Source organism: Lactobacillus sp. XV31L (genome assembly GCF_059900865.1).
The window spans coordinates 1-19670 of the sequence record NZ_JBWXGC010000016.1 but is presented as its reverse complement, the minus strand read 5'-3'; the positions used below and the strand labels follow the sequence as shown (position 1 = coordinate 19670).

The 19670-nt window shown below is 38.4% G+C and carries 16 protein-coding genes and 1 tRNA gene; 12 read left to right on the top strand and 5 right to left on the bottom strand.

The window, feature by feature from the left end:
• The first annotated feature begins 243 nt into the window (after positions 1-243).
• The 6 genes from AC2JF7_RS08655 (at position 244) to AC2JF7_RS08630 (ending at position 6184) form a co-directional block, all read left to right on the top strand.
• Positions 244-519, top strand: a complete 276-nt coding sequence (locus AC2JF7_RS08655; protein WP_500728294.1) for a Blp family class II bacteriocin — start codon at positions 244-246, stop codon at positions 517-519.
• A 66-nt stretch (positions 520-585) separates the two neighbouring features.
• Positions 586-1182: a PedC/BrcD family bacteriocin maturation disulfide isomerase gene (locus AC2JF7_RS08650; protein WP_500728293.1), complete on the top strand. Its 597-nt coding sequence runs from the start codon at positions 586-588 to the stop codon at positions 1180-1182.
• A 30-nt stretch (positions 1183-1212) separates the two neighbouring features.
• Complete coding sequence (locus tag AC2JF7_RS08645; RefSeq protein WP_500728292.1) at positions 1213-3384, top strand: peptide cleavage/export ABC transporter; 2172 nt, start codon at positions 1213-1215, stop codon at positions 3382-3384.
• Positions 3377-4081, top strand: a complete 705-nt coding sequence (locus AC2JF7_RS08640; RefSeq protein ID WP_500728291.1) for a hypothetical protein — start codon at positions 3377-3379, stop codon at positions 4079-4081. The genes AC2JF7_RS08645 and AC2JF7_RS08640 overlap by 8 nt, the downstream gene beginning before the upstream one ends.
• A 14-nt stretch (positions 4082-4095) precedes the next feature.
• The gene (locus tag AC2JF7_RS08635) at positions 4096-4992 is read left to right on the top strand and encodes an ABC transporter ATP-binding protein (protein ID WP_500728290.1); all 897 of its coding nucleotides are present in this window, start codon (positions 4096-4098) and stop codon (positions 4990-4992) included.
• 58 nt (positions 4993-5050) lie between these two features.
• Positions 5051-6184 carry an ABC transporter permease gene (locus AC2JF7_RS08630; RefSeq protein ID WP_500728289.1) on the top strand — a complete coding sequence of 378 codons (1134 nt, stop codon included), beginning with the start codon at positions 5051-5053 and terminating at the stop codon, positions 6182-6184.
• 285 nt (positions 6185-6469) lie between these two features.
• Here the strand turns inward: AC2JF7_RS08630 and AC2JF7_RS08625 are convergent, their stop codons facing one another.
• The gene (locus AC2JF7_RS08625) at positions 6470-8752 is read right to left on the bottom strand and encodes an HAD-IC family P-type ATPase (RefSeq protein ID WP_500728288.1); all 2283 of its coding nucleotides are present in this window, start codon (positions 8750-8752) and stop codon (positions 6470-6472) included.
• 454 nt (positions 8753-9206) lie between these two features.
• Positions 9207-10493, bottom strand: coding sequence for a phosphopyruvate hydratase (gene eno / locus AC2JF7_RS08620; RefSeq protein WP_500728287.1), 1287 nt, complete (start codon positions 10491-10493; stop codon positions 9207-9209).
• 245 nt (positions 10494-10738) lie between these two features.
• Between eno and AC2JF7_RS08615 the strand changes: the two genes are divergently transcribed.
• The gene (locus AC2JF7_RS08615; RefSeq protein WP_500728285.1) at positions 10739-11569 is read left to right on the top strand and encodes a DegV family protein; all 831 of its coding nucleotides are present in this window, start codon (positions 10739-10741) and stop codon (positions 11567-11569) included.
• Between the two features lie 515 nt (positions 11570-12084).
• Positions 12085-13620: an L-lactate permease gene (locus AC2JF7_RS08610; RefSeq protein WP_500728284.1), complete on the top strand. Its 1536-nt coding sequence runs from the start codon at positions 12085-12087 to the stop codon at positions 13618-13620.
• A 167-nt stretch (positions 13621-13787) separates the two neighbouring features.
• On the opposite strand, the gene AC2JF7_RS08605 is transcribed toward AC2JF7_RS08610, so the two are convergent.
• Positions 13788-14363, bottom strand: a complete 576-nt coding sequence (locus tag AC2JF7_RS08605; RefSeq protein WP_500728296.1) for a phosphatase PAP2 family protein — start codon at positions 14361-14363, stop codon at positions 13788-13790.
• Between the two features lie 412 nt (positions 14364-14775).
• Between AC2JF7_RS08605 and AC2JF7_RS08600 the strand changes: the two genes are divergently transcribed.
• Positions 14776-15747: an AEC family transporter gene (locus tag AC2JF7_RS08600; RefSeq protein ID WP_500728283.1), complete on the top strand. Its 972-nt coding sequence runs from the start codon at positions 14776-14778 to the stop codon at positions 15745-15747.
• Between the two features lie 124 nt (positions 15748-15871).
• Positions 15872-15960 (top strand) — tRNA-Ser (locus tag AC2JF7_RS08595).
• 695 nt (positions 15961-16655) lie between these two features.
• Here the strand turns inward: AC2JF7_RS08595 and AC2JF7_RS08590 are convergent.
• A complete protein-coding gene (locus tag AC2JF7_RS08590; protein ID WP_500728282.1) occupies positions 16656-16778 on the bottom strand; it encodes a hypothetical protein in 123 nt (40 codons plus the stop codon).
• Positions 16779-17228: 450 nt separating this feature from the next.
• On the opposite strand from AC2JF7_RS08590, the gene AC2JF7_RS08585 reads away from it, so the two are divergent.
• Entirely contained in the window at positions 17229-18389 is a 1161-nt protein-coding gene (locus AC2JF7_RS08585; RefSeq protein WP_500728295.1) for a cation:proton antiporter, read from the top strand.
• A gap of 129 nt (positions 18390-18518) precedes the next feature.
• On the opposite strand, the gene AC2JF7_RS08580 is transcribed toward AC2JF7_RS08585, so the two are convergent.
• Positions 18519-18830 (bottom strand): TipAS antibiotic-recognition domain-containing protein, encoded by a 312-nt coding sequence (locus AC2JF7_RS08580; RefSeq protein ID WP_500728281.1) that lies wholly within the window; start codon positions 18828-18830, stop codon positions 18519-18521.
• Between the two features lie 158 nt (positions 18831-18988).
• Between AC2JF7_RS08580 and AC2JF7_RS08575 the strand changes: the two genes are divergently transcribed.
• Positions 18989-19495 carry a dihydrofolate reductase gene (locus tag AC2JF7_RS08575; RefSeq protein ID WP_500728280.1) on the top strand — a complete coding sequence of 169 codons (507 nt, stop codon included), beginning with the start codon at positions 18989-18991 and terminating at the stop codon, positions 19493-19495.
• The last annotated feature ends 175 nt before the right edge of the window (positions 19496-19670 follow it).

Here is a 19670-nt window from a genome sequence, read left to right as displayed (position 1 = left end):
GGAATGGTGCAATAACCTGCCCCGCAAGATCTTAGCCTACCACACACCCGATGAATTATATGAAAGAAGATTAGATTGCATCTATCAGATCAAGTAGGGTGTTCAACTTAAAATTGCAATTTTCGGTCTTAAAAGTTTAGCTTTCCTATTAAATCAATGTCTTATAAAGTTAGCTTGTCAAATTCAAAAACCAAATGTTAATATGTGTATCAACTATATTTGGTTAACCAATGTTTATTATAGTTGATTATAATAATATTATTATTTTTAAAGTTATTATTTTTAATGATGACAAATAATGAAGTAACACTCATTATTGAAGACAATGAATTAAAGTCTATCAGTGGTGGGAAAAAGTCAAAAAGTAAACGTAATAATGCTTTAGCATGCGGGGCTAGTATAATTAGTGGTGCACTTGCTGGCGCAGCGACTGGCTTAATAGGTGGGTCTCCTTGGACTGCGGCAGCTGGTGCAAAATTGGTGGAGCTAATAGCGCTGCGCACTGTTAGTAGTTATTAATACATAAAGGCCTTGATAATTGAAATCAAGACCTTTATTTTTTATCAAAGGAGTTTTATTTTAATAATGAAAAAGAAAAATAATTATATAATCGGATTATTTGCCGTAGTTAGTTTGGGATTTTTTTTAAATATAAACCTTGCTACAAAAAATGTTTATGCTAGTAATATAAAATCCGAATTTACTGAAGTATTTATTAAAAAAGACTCAATAAAAATTCTTGAGGAAGAAAAACCAGACTTTGATACAAAATATCACAAAGAAGGTGTTGAGCAAGAACTGCCTAATATTTCGGTAGAAGAATATTATCAAAATATGTCCGGTACACACAAAATCACCCCCAATCAATTAGTGAATATGGTTCAAGCGAATAAAACTATAGCGTTAATGATTGGTTTCCCTGAATGTAGGTATTGTCGGGCTTTTTCACGAACCTTGAAAGAATTTACATCATCAACTGCTATACCACTCTATTATCTGAATCTTAGTGACCTTTCAACGAAAGATCTAACTCCAGAATTTCTTCATGTCATAAATGATATAGTTAAATTACAGGGAACACCGACCGTCAGTTTAATTAAGAGAGGTGAACTTATACATCAATATGTTGGTTCAGATACTAGTCTACAAAGATTAATGACCTTGACTAAATATAAATATTAAGTTTAATTAATTTTTAGTTTGGATAACTCAATGAAACCCAAAAAGATTTACGTAGCCCAAGTTGATGAGGAGGACTGCGGTGTTGCTGCTCTTTCAATGATACTGAGGAACTATGGTTCACGTCTTTCTCTTGCTTCGTTACGTCAATATACCAAAACCACTAATGAAGGCACTACCGCTTTAGGTATTAAAAAGGCGGCCGAACATTTCAAAATTAATGTTCAGGCTGTTCGTGCAAATATGGATCTTTTCCGTATGAGCAATATCACATTTCCATTCATAGTTCATGTAATAAAAGAACAAAATTTAGAACATTATTATGTTGTTTTAAAAGCTGATAGGAAAACAATACTAATTGCTGATCCTGATCCAGATATTGGCATTAAAAAAATGTCTTATAATTACTTTGAACGAGAATGGACAGGAATTGCTCTATTCTTTATTCCAAGTTCCCAATACCACCCTATTAATGATAAACAAGATAAATCTTTATTACAGTTCTTACCGGTGATTTTTAAGCAAAAAAAACTGCTTATAAATATTATATTAGCAGCCTTTTTAGTAACCATAATTAGTATTGCGGGTTCCTATTTTCTTCAAGTATTAATTGATGTCTACATTCCAAATAATATGGTTAATACATTATCAATGATATCGATTGGTTTAGCTATTGCTTATATTTTTGAGGCAATTTATACCTATGCTGAAAATCTTATGTTGACTATTTTAAGTCAAAGACTATCAATTGACATTATTTTAGGTTATATACACCACATTTTTGAATTACCAATGTCCTTTTTTTCAACTAGAAAGACAGGCGACATTGTTTCACGATTTGATGATGCCAGTAATATAATTGATGCTTTGGCAAGCTCAATTATGTCAATAGGTTTGGACTTAACAATTGCTCTCATAATGACAATTGTATTAATTCTTCAAAACAGCACTTTATTTTTAATTACTTTAAGTGCTATTCCAATTTATATAATCATTATTATTGCTTTTAATAAACCTTTTTCTAATCTTGAGAAGAAGCAAATGGAAAGTGGTGCTAAACTTGATTCATCTATTATTGAAGACTTGCATGGAATAGAAACAATTAAATCATTATCAAATGAAAAGAAAAGTTATCGAAAGATTGATCATGAATTTGTTGATTTATTAAAAAATAATTTAAAATATACAAAGGTAAATCAATTGCAACAAGGATTAAAGCTGGTTTTACAACTAAGCCTTAATATCTTTGTGTTATGGTTAGGTTCAAATTTAGTAGTAAGGCAAGTGATAACAGTTGGGCAATTAATGGCTTTCAATGCTTTGCTTACTTATTTTACTAATCCTTTGCAAAATATTGTTGAGCTACAGCCAAAAATAAAAACTGCACAAGTAGCTAATGATCGTTTGAATGAAATTCTGCAAGTAAAATCTGAATTCTCAGAGAAAAGACCAATTACAAGAGAAACAACCAAAAAAGAACAGATAATTTTTAAAAAAGTTAGCTATAGTTACGATTATGGTAATGAGGTATTAAATAATATCAATTTAACGATAAAAAAACATGACAAGCTTGCTATTGTGGGAATGAGTGGCTCTGGAAAGTCAACTTTAGTTAAATTATTAGTTAATTTTTACGATATTACCGAAGGTACCATATTAATTAATAAAAAAAATATTACTGAGATTGATAAAAAAGCTTTGCGTCAATACATTATCTATATTCCTCAAGAGCCATTTATTTTTTCTGGAACAATTCTTGAGAATTTACAATTTGGGAATAGACCTGATATCAATGATCTAGACATTAGTGAAGCTTGTCGAATCGCACAAATAAAAAATGATATTGAGTCTATGCCACTGCAATATCATACAAGAATAGATGAAAATGGTGCTGGGCTGTCAGGCGGCCAAAAACAGCGTTTGACTATTGCGCGAGCTCTCCTTTCGCCAGCAGAAGTGCTAATTTTTGATGAGTCGACAAGTAATTTAGATGCTCTGACTGAAGCAAATTTGGTGAATGAACTACTTAAAGTTCACAAAACTGTAATTTTTATCGCTCACCGTTTATCGATTGCTAGGAAAACTAATAATATTATAGTTTTAAAAAAAGGAAGAATAGTTGAAAAGGGTACCCATCGGGAATTATTGACCAAAAAAGGTGAATACCATAGTCTTTTAAATGCAACGGGTGAGTTAGATGGATAAATATGAACTAGAAAGCAGTCAGTATTATAATAAAAATTTTAATAATTTTTCTATAATAATTATTTTCCCAAGTATAATTTTATTACTTATACTATTGTTTTTGTTTTTATTTTCGCCACATGAGTCAGTATTAAAATTGAAAGGGCAGATCGAACCTATTAGTGCAGTTGAAACAATCAAAATGGATATTGGATTAAAGCCTAAGCAGAAATACTATTTTGAAGGTCAAAAGGTAAAACAAGGGCAGGTATTAGCTTTGTGTGAAAAGCCTAAAAATAGAATAGTAAAGATGAAAGCAAAGCGGTCTGGATTAGTTCATGTTGATTTTTTAAAAAAAGCTAAGCAAATAAATGAAATCATAAAAATTTATCCTAAGTTGGGGGTAAACAAGAATGTTAGAATCATAGCTTATGTACCAAGTAATAATATTAACATAGTAAAAAGAGGGCAAAAAATGATATTAACTGTTAAACAAAGCGAATCATTAACAACTGCTATTTCTGGGAGGATCAATACAGTGGGAACAAAGCCTGTTACTATAAGAAATAAAAATTTTTATTTAGTTGAGGCTCAAACTAAATTATTGGCTAAACAGGCTAAAATGATTCGCTATGGTATGAAGGGCGATGCATCACTATTAATTAAAAAAGAAAATTCATTAGTTTATTTTATAAACCAATTATTTAGAAGGAATTAAAAAGGCGGTTTGATATGCTAAAAATTGAACATCTTAGTAAAAAGTTTGGTGACAAGATTGCATTGGACAATATTGGTTTTACGGCTGAGCCTGGTAAAATTTTAGGCTTAATTGGACAAAACGGTGCTGGCAAAACTACAACTTTTCATAGCATTTTGAACTTTATTAGCTATGCTGGCAACATTTCCTGGGAAAATAAAGAGATAAATGAAGACCGTTTTGACCAAATCGGTTATTTGCCCGAAGAACGAAGCCTGATGCAAAAGTTGACGCTTCAAGACCAAATTGTTTATTTTGCGCAACTGAAAGGGATGAAAAAACAAGATGTTTTAAGCAAAATCGATGCCTGGCTTAGTCGCTTTGAGGTTAATGGCAATAAATCCGCCAAAATAAAAATTTTATCTAAGGGAAATCAGCAAAAAGTTCAGCTGATCTGTACCTTGATTCATCAACCAAAATTAATTATTTTGGACGAACCGTTTAGTGGGCTTGATCCGATTAATGCGGAATTATTAAAAAAAGCAATTCTGGACGCCAAAAATAACGGTGCGGTCATTATTTATTCAAGTCACGATATGACAAACGTTGAGGAAATTTGCGATTCGCTTTTAATGCTGAGAAAGGGTCAGATCGTTTTAAATGGTCCAATTGAGGAAGTCCGCAATTCATTTTCTAAAACCGAGATTCTTGTCAAAACAGTTAAACCGCTGGCAGAATTAATTCAATTGCCACACGTTCAAACCGTGGAGGAGAGAAAAAATAATCGCTACTTATTGCGGATAGACGATGAAAAGAACGGTCCAGAAGTTTTTGCGGCTCTGACAAAGGGCCAGTATATTGAAGAATATCAGCAGCAGGCACCAACTTTAAATGAAATTTTTCGGATGAAAGCGGGCGAGAAGGATGCGTAAATTTGCTATTGTGGCTTGGCATACGTTTTGTAAACAAGCAAGATCATGGTCTTTCGTAATGGTGATTTTAGGACCACTTATTATCTTGGCTATTACAATTGGGACCGAATACGTCCTTAATAATAGAATGGGTGACACTTATGCTGTCGTTAGCAATAACCCAAATGTAAGCAGACCTATTGCAAAAGCAAATGTTAAGGACTATGTTGATGACAGCATTGATACGGTTTCGTCTGCCAAGAAAAGTCTGCAAAATGATGACGTTGACGGCTATGTTGATATCGAAGTTAAAGGCGGGCAAGTTCAAGTCAATTACTTTGGTACCAAGAAAATTGATCTGAATTTTAAAAAGAGATTGCTAAACTATCTGAAACGTCTTCAAGATGAGCAAGATTCTAAATTAAAATCACGGGTTTCACAGTCGAAGCAAACTCCAGTAATCACTGAGCACTTGCGGGAAATAGCGGCCAGACCCGCTGACAATTCCTATGCAGCTATATCAATTATGTTCGTGATTATGTTTATTACCGTTTCTACTTATTCTAATATCACTGCTCAAGAAGTTGCTGCTGACAAGGGAACTAAGGTGATCGAGGTTATTTTTTCAAGTATTTCAGCCCTTAAGTATTTTGCGGGGAAAATCACGGGTATTTTGGGTCTGGTTGTTTTGCAATTGTTAATTTATTTAGTTCTTGGAGTTAGCGGATTAGAGGCAGTTAGGCATATCCCGCAAGCAAGCTCTTTTATGGCCCAAATTAATTTATTAACCAACATTGATGCAATTATGCAAAGCTTATCAGGAACTGCATTTTTGTTTATTCTGTTGGGAATAATTCTGTTCATGGTTTTGGCGGCTTATTGTGGAGCCGTGGTCAAACGAGCAGAAGATGCCTCAAAAGCTGCACAACCAGTTACATATCTCTTATTTATCATCTTTTTTATCGGATTAGCATTTAATAGTGCACTCAAAAATCCATTTATGGTTCTTTTATCTTTTATACCGGGATTTTCATCGTTTATTATGCCGCTCCGGTTAATTACTAAAACCGCTAATAATTGGGAAGGTGTACTGGCATTGCTGATTTTGCTAGGATGCGTGGTCTTATCCGTATTTTCTGTTGGGAAGTCGTATAAAAGATTGATGCTGCAAAATGATAGTAAGCCATTTTGCCACAAATCAAAGAAGTCGTAGGCAAAATTAGGACAGTTTAATAATTTTAGCTGAGGACGACCCCCGATTGAATATTGGGGGCGTCCTCTTTTCTACGCAAAATCAAATGAAGGCAAGCAAATAATTAGTATTAGTTCGATTAACGCCGTAGCGTTGACTTAATTATGTGGAACCAACCTGATGGGTTTGCCAAAGACGAAGGGTTTCAACTTTGTCCCGTATAGATAATTTAGACATAAAAATACGACCCGCGAAATTGTCTTAATTTCGGAGGTCGTATCAATCAGCATATTGAACGTTTTTATTTTATCTGTTCTTCATGATCGGCTGGTAGAACAAGTCGATAACCACGGCTGCAATCAGTGCCACAACAAAGACCAACAATAGATTGCCCACGCTAATCTTGGTCATTGCAATGCCCAGAAGGGACAGAATCACCGTGAGGATGACGTCGCCCAGCTGGGTCAGGGCTACGGCCTTGGAAGGGTAGTCCTGCCAGAAGTAGCGCTTGGTTCTGGTAATCAAAATAATGAACATCGCGCTCAAAACGAGGAAGACGTAGACCATGGTCGAGATTGTGCCGTGTGACCACCCGTGTGTATTCAGGTAGGCAATCGCGGCGATGCCGATAATGGTCCAGCCAGCGGCCAGTGAAAAAGCAATTTTAGCCAGCTTGGCCATGTTCCAGTTTTCCGGCTTATAGGTAATCTGTGCACTGTCGGTTCCGATCATCATCGTGACCATATTATTCATGATGGTGTAGATTACCATTGCGTTTAAGGCCATGGGAATATAGTCGAAGAACAAGTAGCCAAAGGTGAGAATCATTGTTAGCTGGGCCGTTCTAGCCAGCTTGGTCAGTGACCAGGTGGTCATGCGCTGGTATACCCGGTGACCTGCATCTAAAATTTTGACAATCGAAGTCAAGCCATCGTTTAACAGGACCATTTTGCCTGACCGCTTAGCTACGTCCGCTGCGTTGGAAACGGCAATGCCGACTTCTGCTTGCTTTAGGGCAGGGGAATCGTTAACTCCATCACCAGTCATGCCCACGATGTAGCCTTTTTGCTGGAAGAACTTGACCATGCGCAACTTGTCTTCTGGCAAAACATCAGCGATTCCGGCCAGCTTGCTGGTGTCAGTATCTTCATTAAAGTCATGAATAGAAATCACTTGGCCAGGCAGATCGACCTGTTTGGCAACAGCAGCAGCTGTTTTTTGGTTGTCGCCTGTCAGCATAATAGGCAAGACGCCCCGTTTCTTAAGTTCAGCTAAAGCGGCCTTAGAATCTGGACGCACGCGGTCTTGCAAAATAAAGACGCCGGCAAGCTGGTCATCGATTAAGAGAGCGACAGAGCGGCCAGCACCAAAGTCAATTTCTTTGACCTTGCTCTCGGCTGCAGGATCAATCTGAGAAAGCTGCTTGAAAGAGCCCAATTTGACGTTGTGGTCATCAATTGTGGCCATTGAGTAGCCGGTATCCGAAGTAAAGGGGGTAAAACTACTTGCCTTTTTTACCGTCAATCCAAGACTGGTAACGTAGTCGGCAATTGCTTCATCAATAATCTTTGTGTTTCTTTGGTCAGTGGCAGCCGATGCCAATTCCAAAACCTGCTTGTTTTCGAGTTGACTGAAGTTAGTCCAGTTCGCTACCGCGGTTTTGTTTTCTGTGATTGTACCGGTCTTATCGAGCAAAAGCAGGTTCAAATTGGCAGCATCCTGAATGCCCGTCAAGTCAGACGTCAAGACTCCCTCCTTGCTCAACCTGGTTGCTTCAAAGGAGTTGGAAAGGGCAAAAGTGGATGGCATTGCAACTGGAATGGAAGCAATAAACATCATAGCCAAGAAGGGCAACATGTTGACTAAGTTTTTAAGATCACCGCCTTTACCGCCTTTAAAGAAGGAGGCAATCACAATTACTAAGGTTAAAATACCGTCCAGGATGCACAGGTAGTAAATAATCTTGGTCAGAAGCTGCTGCAGGTGACCGGGAGCAGCTGAATTATTAATCAAGTTGATAGTCTTGCCTGAACGAGAATCAGGACCAGTAGCGATGACTTGTGCAAGACCGCTGCCTTCCATGACGGTCGTACCAGCATAGGCTGCATCTTCAGGGTTCTTGCGGACTGTTTTGGCTTCGCCAGTGATTGAACTTTCATCTGTTGAAATTTGGCCATCAACAAGTTTAATGTCAGCAGCCAGGACATCGCCAGGCTGGATACTGATTAGGTCGCCAGGTACCAAGTATTTTGAATCAATATTCTGCCACTTGCCGTCACGTTCAACGGAAACCGTTGGGGTCAACTTGTGAGAAATATTGTTCAAAACACGCCGAGATTGCTTTTTCTTGGAGGCACCATTCCAGGCAGCAAACAAAAGCATTAGCAATACAAACAATGATTGAATCCACTTGCCCAAGATGCATTCTAGCAGCAAGGCGGCTTCTAGGATCCAGGCCGATAGATTCCATAACTTTGACAGAAATTCTTTAAAAAAGTTGAATTCTGGTTCAGGAACTTCATTGAATCCCTTTTGGGCAAGAAGTTTATCTGCTTCGGCTTGGCTCAAGCCGGTAAATTTTTCAGACATAATTTTCCTTCCTTAGTTAATAAACTCTTTATCTAAATTAGCATAATTGTGCTTGATTTACTAGTAATTGCGATAAGCCAATACACCTATTTTTAGTTTAACTTGGTAAAACAGAACTTAAATTTATTTAAAAAGTTCATTTATAGCCAGAAAGCAAACTTTATTCAATATTGTAAGAAGTGTGCAAGGTAATATTAGTAAATGGCAAAGAATTCTTTACTTTTTAAACAAGTATATAACTATAATAAGTGAAACAGTATATTATGATTTATTATAAACAAGCATACCTTCCACTAGATTATGCTTATATCTAAATCTAGAACCGTATTTTTACTTGTAAAAATAAATGAATAAATATGATTCTAGTTGCCAAATAGTGTTGGTTTTAAAATCAAGAATAACAAAAAGGGCTTGCAACTTCGCAAGCCCTTTAAACAAGATGAATTATTATTAATTAATCTTTGTCAACGCTGTCTGGGAAGGTAGCTAAACGTTCGCCAGCACCAAGTTCTTCTTCGATTTCAAGCAGACGATTGTACTTCTCAACCCGTTCTGAACGAGCAGGAGCACCAGTCTTAAGTTGACCACCATTGATTGCTACAGCAAAGTCAGCAATAAAGGTGTCACCAGTTTCACCTGAACGGTGCGAAATCATCGTATTGTAGCCGTTCTTGCGTGAAAGACGGATGGTTTCCAAAGTTTCCGTAACTGTGCCGATTTGGTTCAGCTTAATTAATGAAGCGTTGCCTGCACCTTCTTTAATAGCCTTAGTCAAAAGCTTAGGATTGGTACAAATGAAGTCATCCAAAACAATTTGAATTCTGTCTTTGTGGGTTTCAGTGAACTTAATCATACCATCTACGTCGTTTTCGTCGTATGGGTCTTCGATGGAAATTAATTCAGGGAATTCCTTGAGCAACTTGTCGTAGTAGTCAGCCAATTGGTCATCGTCAAAGACCTTGCCTTCGAAGTGATACTTGCCATCTTCCTTGTTGTAGAAGTATGAAGCAGCACAGTCACAGGCAATAGCAATGTCTTCGCCTGGCTTGTAACCAGCTTTAACGATAGCTTCATGAAGGGCCTTTAAAGCTTCTTCTGAGTTCTTCATGTTAGGTGCAAAACCACCTTCATCGCCTAAGCCGGTTTCGTAACCCATGTCTTCCAAAACCTTCTTCAAGGTGTGGTAGGTGTTAACAATCTTCTCAAAGCCGTCGCGGAATGAGGTCTTCTTAACAGGAGTAATCATGAACTCTTGAACGTCAATGCCGTTGTCAGCGTGCTCACCACCATTGATTACGTTGTGGAAAGTTTGTGGCATTTCCAGGTCAGTTCCGCCTAAGTACCGGTACAAAGGTTGGTGGCTGTCTTGGGCAGCAGCAGCTGCTGTAGCCATTGAGACACCTAAAATAGCGTTGGCGCCAAGCTTAGCCTTGTTAGGGGTACCGTCTAATTCGATCATTACCCGGTCAATATTGGCTTGATCATGAGGATCTAAGCCCTTTAAGGCCTTGGCAATTTTGGTGTTAACATTAGCAACGGCCTTGGATACGCCCTTGCCGCCAACACGTTTGCCGCCGTCACGTAATTCAACCGCCTCGTTTTCACCAGTTGAAGCACCAGATGGAACTTCAGCCTTACCAACAACACCATTTGAAAGAGTAACAAAAGCCTCTACAGTTGGGTTGCCACGTGAATCATAGATTTCCAGTGCATGAACATTTTCAATGACTGATTTTAACATCTAAAAACCTCCTAAATAATAAATGCTGTGCTAAAAGTTTAGCACACACATTAAGTGGAGCATATGCTCCAGCTCTACAGATTAAATTCTATCCCAAGTTTGTGATTATGTAAACATTTGTAAACGGTTTCTATTTGTAAAAAAACTTTAAAAATTTTAGTCGCTTTTTCGGGCAAATTGCTTTATGATTAAGCTATACATTTTTGAAATTAATTAGATTATACTATGATAGGATGTTGCACAATATGGAAGAAGTAAAATTAATTATTGATTCTGGAGCAAATGAAGAGTCTAATGCAGCCCTGACAGTTGTACCATTGACCATTTCACTTGCAGGTCGAGACTTTATTGATGATGAAAATTTGGATATGGCAGATTTTATTGCCAGCATGGCCCAAAATACCGAAGAAGGCAAGACGTCATGTCCCAGTATTGATGCTTGGCTTAAGGCCTTAGAAGGCAGCAAGCGCGCAATTATATTGACTATTACTAGTGGCTTGAGTGGCAGTTTTTCATCGGCCTTTCAGGCCAAGCAGATTTACGAGCAAGATCATCCAGGCAGCCACATAATTGTGGTGGACTCGCGCTCGGCTGGTCCTGAAATGTCCATCATCTTAAGCGAAATTAAGCGGCTCTTAGCCAGCAATCTGCGTTTTGTCGATTTGGAACAGAAGATTTCTGAATACAAGACACATACCCACTTATTGGTTGTGCTGCAATCACTGCATAACCTTGCCCTAAATGGTCGCGTCAATATGGCTGTTGCCAAAGTAGCCAAAGCATTAAAAATTGATGTGGTGGGTACAGCAAGCAATGAAGGCAAACTAGAGCCAATTGCCAAGGCTAGAGGCATGAAGCGGGCACTCAAAGAAGTGCAAAAATTAATGGCGCAGATGAAATATCAAGGTGGCCGGGTTATCATTGACCAATGTAACAACGAAAAAGATGCCATGACTCTACGAGAAAAGATTATTGCGCAGTTTCCCCAAGCCGAAGTGCTTATTCGACCAGAGCGGGGACTTTGCACCTTTTATGCAGAAGAGGGCAGTTTGATGATTGGTTATGATGACTGCTAAAGACATTAATGAATAAATTTTAATTGTAATAATTTCTCAAACGAAAAGATATACGTTAGCAACAAATTATAATAGAGGGCAAGTTTTCAACTTTGGATTGAAAGCTTGCCCTTTTGTATTGTTTAAAGTAAAGGCTGTCAGTAAAGGTTTCTAACTCAATATTGCCCTTCAAAATCTGCTTGTATAATTATTTTGCTTATTTAATTAATGTAAAATATAAATACTAAGATAAACGATTAAGTGCTAATTAGTTAGTGAAAATTGCTACATACCTGAAAATATTTCCAATTATAGCAAAGAAATTGGATTGTGCTTGTGATAAATATCATTATACTTTAACTTTTAGGATATTAATTTTATCTTTGATTGAAGCAATCAGCATGTTATAATGTAAGCGGTTAGATTGATAGCCGGTAAATCTGAAATGCAGCTAGTACAATTTTAGGTGTTCTTTGCCCAAAAAGCAGTGGGAGTATGTTAGTTGTATTGAGTAAATTTTGTTGGAGGATAGTAAAATGGATTTATTTAAGACAGTGATCGCTATCATTCCGATCATCTGGTTGATTTTATCCCTGGGTGTTTTTCACGTTCGCGGGGATCTCGCGTGTGTGATTGGCTTTGTGGGAGCAATTATACTGAGCATCGTGGGGTTTGGCTTTTCCATCCCAGACAGTCTAACGGCTGGCTTAGACGGGATAATGATGGCAATATGGCCTATTATTTACGTTATTGTATCTGCAGTTTTTATTTACAACATCAGTCGAAAATCTGGTGGCATGGATACAATTATGTCAATGTTGACGTCCATCACTAAGGATATGAGAATATTGGTCCTGATACTGGCTTGGGCCTTGGGTGGCTTTTTGGAAGCCGTTGCTGGCTTTGGCACAGCTGTAGCTATTCCTGCCAGTATTTTAATTATGCTAGGAATGGAACCAATAAAGGCTGCAGTTATCTGCTTAATTGCCAATACGGCCCCAACTGCCTTCGGTGCAATTGGTCTGCCAATTACAACCTTGGCCAAAGTTACTGGTCTTAGAGCTAATCAACTGGGTTTCTTTGTTTCCATCCAGTTGTTTCTGTTGATTATTATTATTCCTTTTGTCCTAGTCTACTTGACTGGTGGCAAGGGGATGAAATCATTCAAGGGCAACGGAGTACTGCCTGCGACACTGCTTGCAGGTTTGACCTTTGCTGTTCCGCAAGTATTTATTACCAAGTACATGGGGCCAGAACTACCATCAATCGTGGGTTCCATTGTCTGTCTGATCTCTCTGGTTCTCGTCACCAAGATGTACAACAAAAAAGAAGCAAAAACAGACGATGCCGCCAGCAAATCTACTAGCGACAAGGTCAAAGCCTGGTTTCCTTTTATCCTGTTATTCGTTTTAATTATTGCCAGCTCATCCTTGTTTCCAGCTATTAAAAATACGCTGGCCGGAGTTAAAACCAGTTTCCACTTCTATACAGGCGCCAATCCTAAGCCGGTAGATATTGACTGGTTGACTTCTCCAGGTACACTGATTTTATTATCGAGTTTTATCGGCGGAGCTGTTCAGGGGCTGTCCTTGCGTAAAATGTTTTCTATTTTAGGCAGCACAATCAAGCAACTGAGTAAGACCATCGTGACTGTTTGTGCGATTGTCGGTCTTTCCAAGGTAATGAGCTACAGTGGCATGATCGACACCATTGCTGTGAGCCTTGTTGCCATCACTGGACCTTTTTATCCAGTAATCTCACCAATTATTGGTGTTTTGGGCATCTTCATTACCGGTAGTGACACCTCAGCCAATGTCTTGTTCGGTGGGCTGCAAGCTCAAGCGGCACATGCACTTAGCGTCAGTCCATACTGGCTGGCTGCTGCTAACATGGCCGGTGCCACAGCTGGGAAAATGATTTCCCCGCAAAGCATTGCCATTGCAACAGGTGCCACAGGTCTAGATGGCAAGGAAGGCGTCCTTTTGAAGAAGGCTCTGCCATACTGTGCAATGTATACTGTGGCACTTTGTGTGATCATTTATATCGTAGGTAAGATGATGAGCTTGCTGTAAGTAAAGATATAAATATTTGTATGCTAATCAAGGACTGGCTGTTGTCAGTCGACAGAGCCAGTCCTTTTTGGCACAAAAAAGCTCAAGCAGAAGCTGCTTGAGGAGTAGGAAATGAAATATTTAAGTCATACTGGTAATTGCGAATTGAAACTAGTAGAACTGCCTTTTCAAATAATGAATGAAAAGAGTTGCTGAGAAATGCTAAAGCAAAAGATGCCCAAAGTCGTGGCTCCGAGAATATCAGAGGGGTAGTGGGCTCTAAGGCTAAGGCGGGAGATAACCACCAGCAGCCAAATTGCAACTAGTGCAACTGCCAAACTGCTGCCGCCCCGTGTTGCAAAGACTTGCCAAACAATTAGGACCATGACGGTCGTTCCAAGCACATGGCCGCTGGGAAAGCTGTATCCTTCTTCTAGACTAGAATGCTCTAAGGGCCTTTGTCGATGCATCCACCGTTTAAGCCCAATACCCACTATATCGGCAAAGGCTAAGGTAAATAAGACCCAAAGGGCCAGGAAGTTCTGCCCTTCATTAATTAAAAAGCTAGCCAGAAAAACGTCCCAAACAACGAGTAGCTTGGGATCGTTAATAAAGGCAATGATCTTCCAGCTAAAGCCACTATGCCTGCGGACTAACTTGTGATGCAACCAGCGGTCAAACAGGTTAAAGAGGCGTGAAGTTTTGATATTAGCAATTAGCAGCAGCAGGACCAGGGCAGACAAGGCTGCCAGCCAGATGTTGATAAGCAATGTTTCCTCCCGACCTAAATATATTTACAGCAATATTTTAGCAGATTGCAGTTTGGAAATAAGTGGAGTGGCTCCATGTTTGAGTAAATTTTAAGAAATCAGTAGAACGGCTTGCTAAAGCTTTATTTTGTAAATGTTTTTAATGTTTCAAAAAATAATTGATAATTTGCAATATTTAAACAAAAATGTCATAATGAAGTTTGAAGCCGGAAATTTCAAATCTTCAAGTATTGAAGCAAAAAACTAGTTACAGTTAAAATTGCTGCTAGAAGTTGAGAGCATACTATTAAACCTTTAAAACGGTCCTCTTGTTTGCCTTAGCTGCTTTAAAAGGATTTGCCAAGGCTTGAACACGTAAGCATTTAATGAACTTTTTTCAAAATTGAATCAGAAATGGGGTAAGAAAATGGCAGTATTTTGGACGTCGATCCAGAGCGTTTTAGCAATTATGATCATGATTGCAATCGGTTATTTTGCCAACCAAAAGGGTTGGTTCGATGAGAAATTTTCCAAGTCTCTATCTAAGATAATCATGCAAGTGGCCTTGCCGGCGTCAATTTTTATGTCGATGATGGATCACTTTAAGCCAGAACAATTATCTAAGTTATCGCTGGGATTACTATATACGATTTTGAGTATTACAATTGGACTGGTAATCAGTTGGCTCATTGTTAAAGTAATGAAAATACCTAAGGGTCGTCGTGGTCTAATGATCACGGCCATGAACTTTGCCAATACGGTCTTTATTGGCATGCCGCTCAACGAAGCCCTGTTTGGAACAATATCTGTTCCTTACTTACTGGTGTACTATATCGTCAACACGATTATGTTGTGGACAGTTGGTGTTTGGATTATTGCTGCCGATGATCCAACGGTGGCTAGTGATGACCACAAGGTCAAACTGGACTGGCACCACCTGGTTCCAGCACCACTTTGGGGGTTCATCGTAGCTATTCCCTTTATTTTTATTCCTTGGCTGCAAAGTCATCTCTTGGTTAGTTTTGTTACCACGACCTTGTCAAAGGTGGGAGCATTAGTAACACCACTATCATTGATTTATATTGGAATCATGCTTAGTAGTTTTGGTCTGAAAAATATGAATTTTGATCGGTCCGTAGTTGTTACCTTGCTTGGCCGCTTTGTTTTAGCACCAGTCATAATTGCACTTTTAATTTATCTTGGAGCTCAAGTTGGTCTGACTATGGTGCCCGTATTCTACAAGACGCTAATAATTCAAGCAGCAACGCCAACGTTTGCAGTATTGCCAGTCTTGGCAACGACTTATCATGGCGACGTTAAATTTGCGACTAACATTGTCGTTTCGGCGTCAGTTTTATTCGTCATCGTTGTGCCCATAATTATGTTAATCATGAGCTAATTAGGGAAATTTGGCTGGATAAATTTGCTTTTAAAGTATCTCGTACAAAAGATGCGGGATGCTTTATTTTTATTAGTAATTTGGTTGAAAAAATGGGTCAATACGGTATAATAGTATGCGTTGCGGAGAGTTGGCAGAGTGGTAATGCACCGGACTCGAAATCCGGCGAACCAAGTTTTCCTTGGCGCGCAGGTTCAAATCCTGTACTCTCCTTAATTTCGAGGTATAAGCCATTGATACATAAGTGTTTATAATTGTGGTGATCGCCAAATGTTTGCCAAAGTACGAAAAAGACCTATTGAATTTAGCAATAGGTCTTTTTAGGTTAAGCTTGTCAATGATTATAAAGGATTTTTTAACTTATTTTGTCTATGGTCTTTGACCAGCTCTGGCATTGACTTTTATAATTTCAGATGCTTTTTTAGCAAATCTTTTCACTATTTCAAATGGTTTCATATCAAGTTTCCTCGATACCTGATAATAAATCTTATTGGTCGATCTTATTTATAACATATTAGCTAATTCATCCCTTCAAGGCGATTGGCTCTTTAGACATTGGCTGCTTTTGGCTAAAATGTAAGTTAACTAAATTAATGGCAAGCAATAAAATACAAAAAGATCGCATATCAATTTATTTCGATATGCGATCTTTGATTAGCTAGTTATTTTTATAGGGGTTTATTTTATATTCAGTAATCTTGTGAGTATATAAAAATTTTGGGGGCAACTTTGATCGTGCAACATTAATGACAAGGTATTAGTCATTAATAAAGATTGTTTATCAGAGTCTTATCAGTTAATGAGATCAAAGGTCTAGTATACATTGTATTATAAAAATTGGCGTAAATAATGTTATCTAAAATAACAAAGGGATATTTGCCAGTCTAAATTAGTCTTTTAAACTAACTTTAAGTTTCACTTGAAAATGCAAGTATTTTAACGATATTAGGTGCATTAATTGAAATATGGCCCATTTTGATGAAAGCCATCGTATTGGCAATCAACAAGGGCAATATTTTCTCGTTTTCCAAAAAAAGACCTCCTTTAAACTTATTTATGTATATATTATCATATCAAATATAAACGATAAAATATTATATTTATAAAACATATAGTAAAATAATATAAAGATTGAGTAACCAGTAAAAACTTAAAAAATATCACGAAAGAAGCAGTTATTAAATTTATTCCTACAGCCATTAGCTACACACATGAAGGAAAGGTGCTGACTGAATAGAGGGTAATATTTTCGGTCTTATTTTTTAATGTACTAGAGAATAATTCTGTTTTTAGATATTTTGAATTGCATTGCACCTTTTAAAAAGAAGAGCACGATTTATAATTTGGGCAAGTAAAATTTAGTATGATATAATACCAAGTAGAATATTTTTGGTTGGAGTCAATGACTTTCAAGAATTGCATCTAGGTTTGGGTTGCCTAGGCATTTTTGGAAGTCTTTTTGTTTGAGAAAGTTGGAAATAATGCAAGATTTGGGCATGATTTTGGTAATTCTGCTGGCAACGCTTGTGGGCGGACAAATTAGTGCACGTTGCGGCCTACCAGCTGTTATTGGCGAATTATTGGCAGGAGTAGTGATTGGGCCAGCAATTTTGAATTGGATTCAAGCTAGCAGTTTGATTAATAATCTAGCTGATTTTGGCGTCATTTTATTAATGTTTCTTGCCGGTTTAGAAAGCGATTTAGATACTTTAAAAAGACTTTGGCGCCCCAGTTTGCTAGTGGCAGTCTGGGGGATGATTGTTCCGATTGTCACCGCTTATATTACTGGAATTTGCTTTGGCTTTTCCCAGCTTGAAAGTCTCTTATTGGGTCTTACCTTTGCTGCGACTTCGGTTTCAATTTCCGTAGCTGTACTGCAGGAAATGGGCAAGTTAGAAAGCAAGGAAGGGTTGACGATCCTTGGAGCTGCTGTGGTTGATGACTTGTTAGCAGTTGTCTTATTGAGCGTGGCCTCCAGTTTTGCTGGCGTGGCTACGGAGGGAAGCGGTCAGAGCCAGCAATTGCCTGTGACGCTTTTATTTCAAGCAATCTATTTGCTAGTACTGTGGGCCTTTAGCGTTTGGGCAGTTCCAAGATTGATGCATCTGGCAAAACGTTTGTCCTTGCCTGCAAGTGAGACTTTGGTTGGCCTGATTATTGTTATTTTGGCTGCTTGGGGCGCAGAAAAAACGGGATTGAGCAATGTCATTGGAGCTTTTTTTGTGGGTCTGGCCCTCAGCCGTACGTCCGCCAGAAAAAAATTGCAGCATAATTTTACAGTCATTGGCTATAGCAGCTTGATTCCAATCTTTTTTGCCAGTATTGGTCTAAAAATGACGCTTACTGGCATTATCCCTAATGCTGTCTTATTTATCGTGCTGCTTGCTGGCAGCATCCTGTCTAAACTGCTCGGTGCAGGCCTGGGTGCTCGGTTTGCGGGCTATTCCAACGCCAGTGCACTGGTCGTTGGTTCAGGCATGGTCTCGCGCGGCGAGATGGCGTTAGTAATTGCTCAAATCGGTTTGCAAAATCACTTGCTGGCAGCTTCTGCTTACTCCACTATAATCGGTGTCATCATTGTCACCACGCTCCTTGCACCAGTGATGTTGCGGCAGACCTTGTCCAAGAAGAGGCCGATTTGACCCTGTTTTTCACATATATTCTGGATCTCAGCAAGATGAACTGGCTTTTAGCGACCATTCCCCTCATTGGTTTCGCTAGGTGACAAATAAAAAGGTGAGTTTTCTCTGTTGATAGGGAAACTTCACCTTTTATTTTTGGAGATGGTCTTTGATAATTTTAATTAAGACTTTAGTTGCACCCTTACCAGCCTTGTCGTCATAATATGACTGGTAGCGCTCGTCATTTTCATAGCCCTTTACTATCCCTAAGTGAATTTGATGAGAATAGTTGGGCATAATTATCTTTAACCAGGTCTTGTGATCAGAATAAATCGCATCACTCAAGCTGGCCTCTTTAGCAGGGTCTTTGACGACAGCCTGTAAATTTCGTACTAGATCAGCTTCTGTCTGCTTCATCTGATTATATTTTTCTTCGGTAACTTGATCAGTTTTTTTGTTCATTCTAATTTCTCCTCACTACCGGTATTTTGCACCTAATTACTATAGCATATTAAGATTAAATAAGCCTGGTCTGGCTAAAAAACAAGAATTGCTTAGAAGTTGGGCATACTAGTCCAAGCATAAAGCAAAGAGCGATATAATTGATTGGAGGTGGCAGAATGATTACCTATGTATGGGCAGAAGATCTAAAACATCAAATTGGTCTGGCAGGCCACTTGCCCTGGCACCTGCCAGCAGATATGAGGCATTTTAAAGAAGTGACCATGGGGCACCCAATTGTAATGGGGCGCAAAACCTTTTTGAGTCTGCCCCGAGTTCTTCCTGGTCGCCAGCATATTGTCTTGACCAAGCAAGCCGAACTAGCCCAAAGATATGCAGGCAATGAGCAAGTTGCAGTTATTTCATCTTTATCTAGCTTGAACCACTGGTTGGGTGACCACCAAAGCGAGCAGATTTGTGTAATTGGAGGTGCCACGATTTTTCAGACCTTAAAAGAGCAGGTAGATTGCCTGGAAAAGACCGAAATTCGGGCAGTTTTTAAAGCAGATACGGTAATGCCGTCACTAGACTACAGCAAGTTTGAGTTGCTTAGGCAGGTAGACCACTGTCCAGACACTCAAAATAAGTATTCCTACGTTTTTAAAACTTTTCTGCGAAAAGAATAATGGATAAGGCATGTTCTTATGTCATGAATAGTTTTATCATTTTTCTTTTGGTAAATTGTAAAATGAAGTTGAACACTTGCGCTGATTAGAAAATGAAAAAAGTCCATTGGACTTCTCTGATAGAATGTAATTACCAACCTAATTCTAGAAAGAAGTCTCCAATGAACTCGCTTAA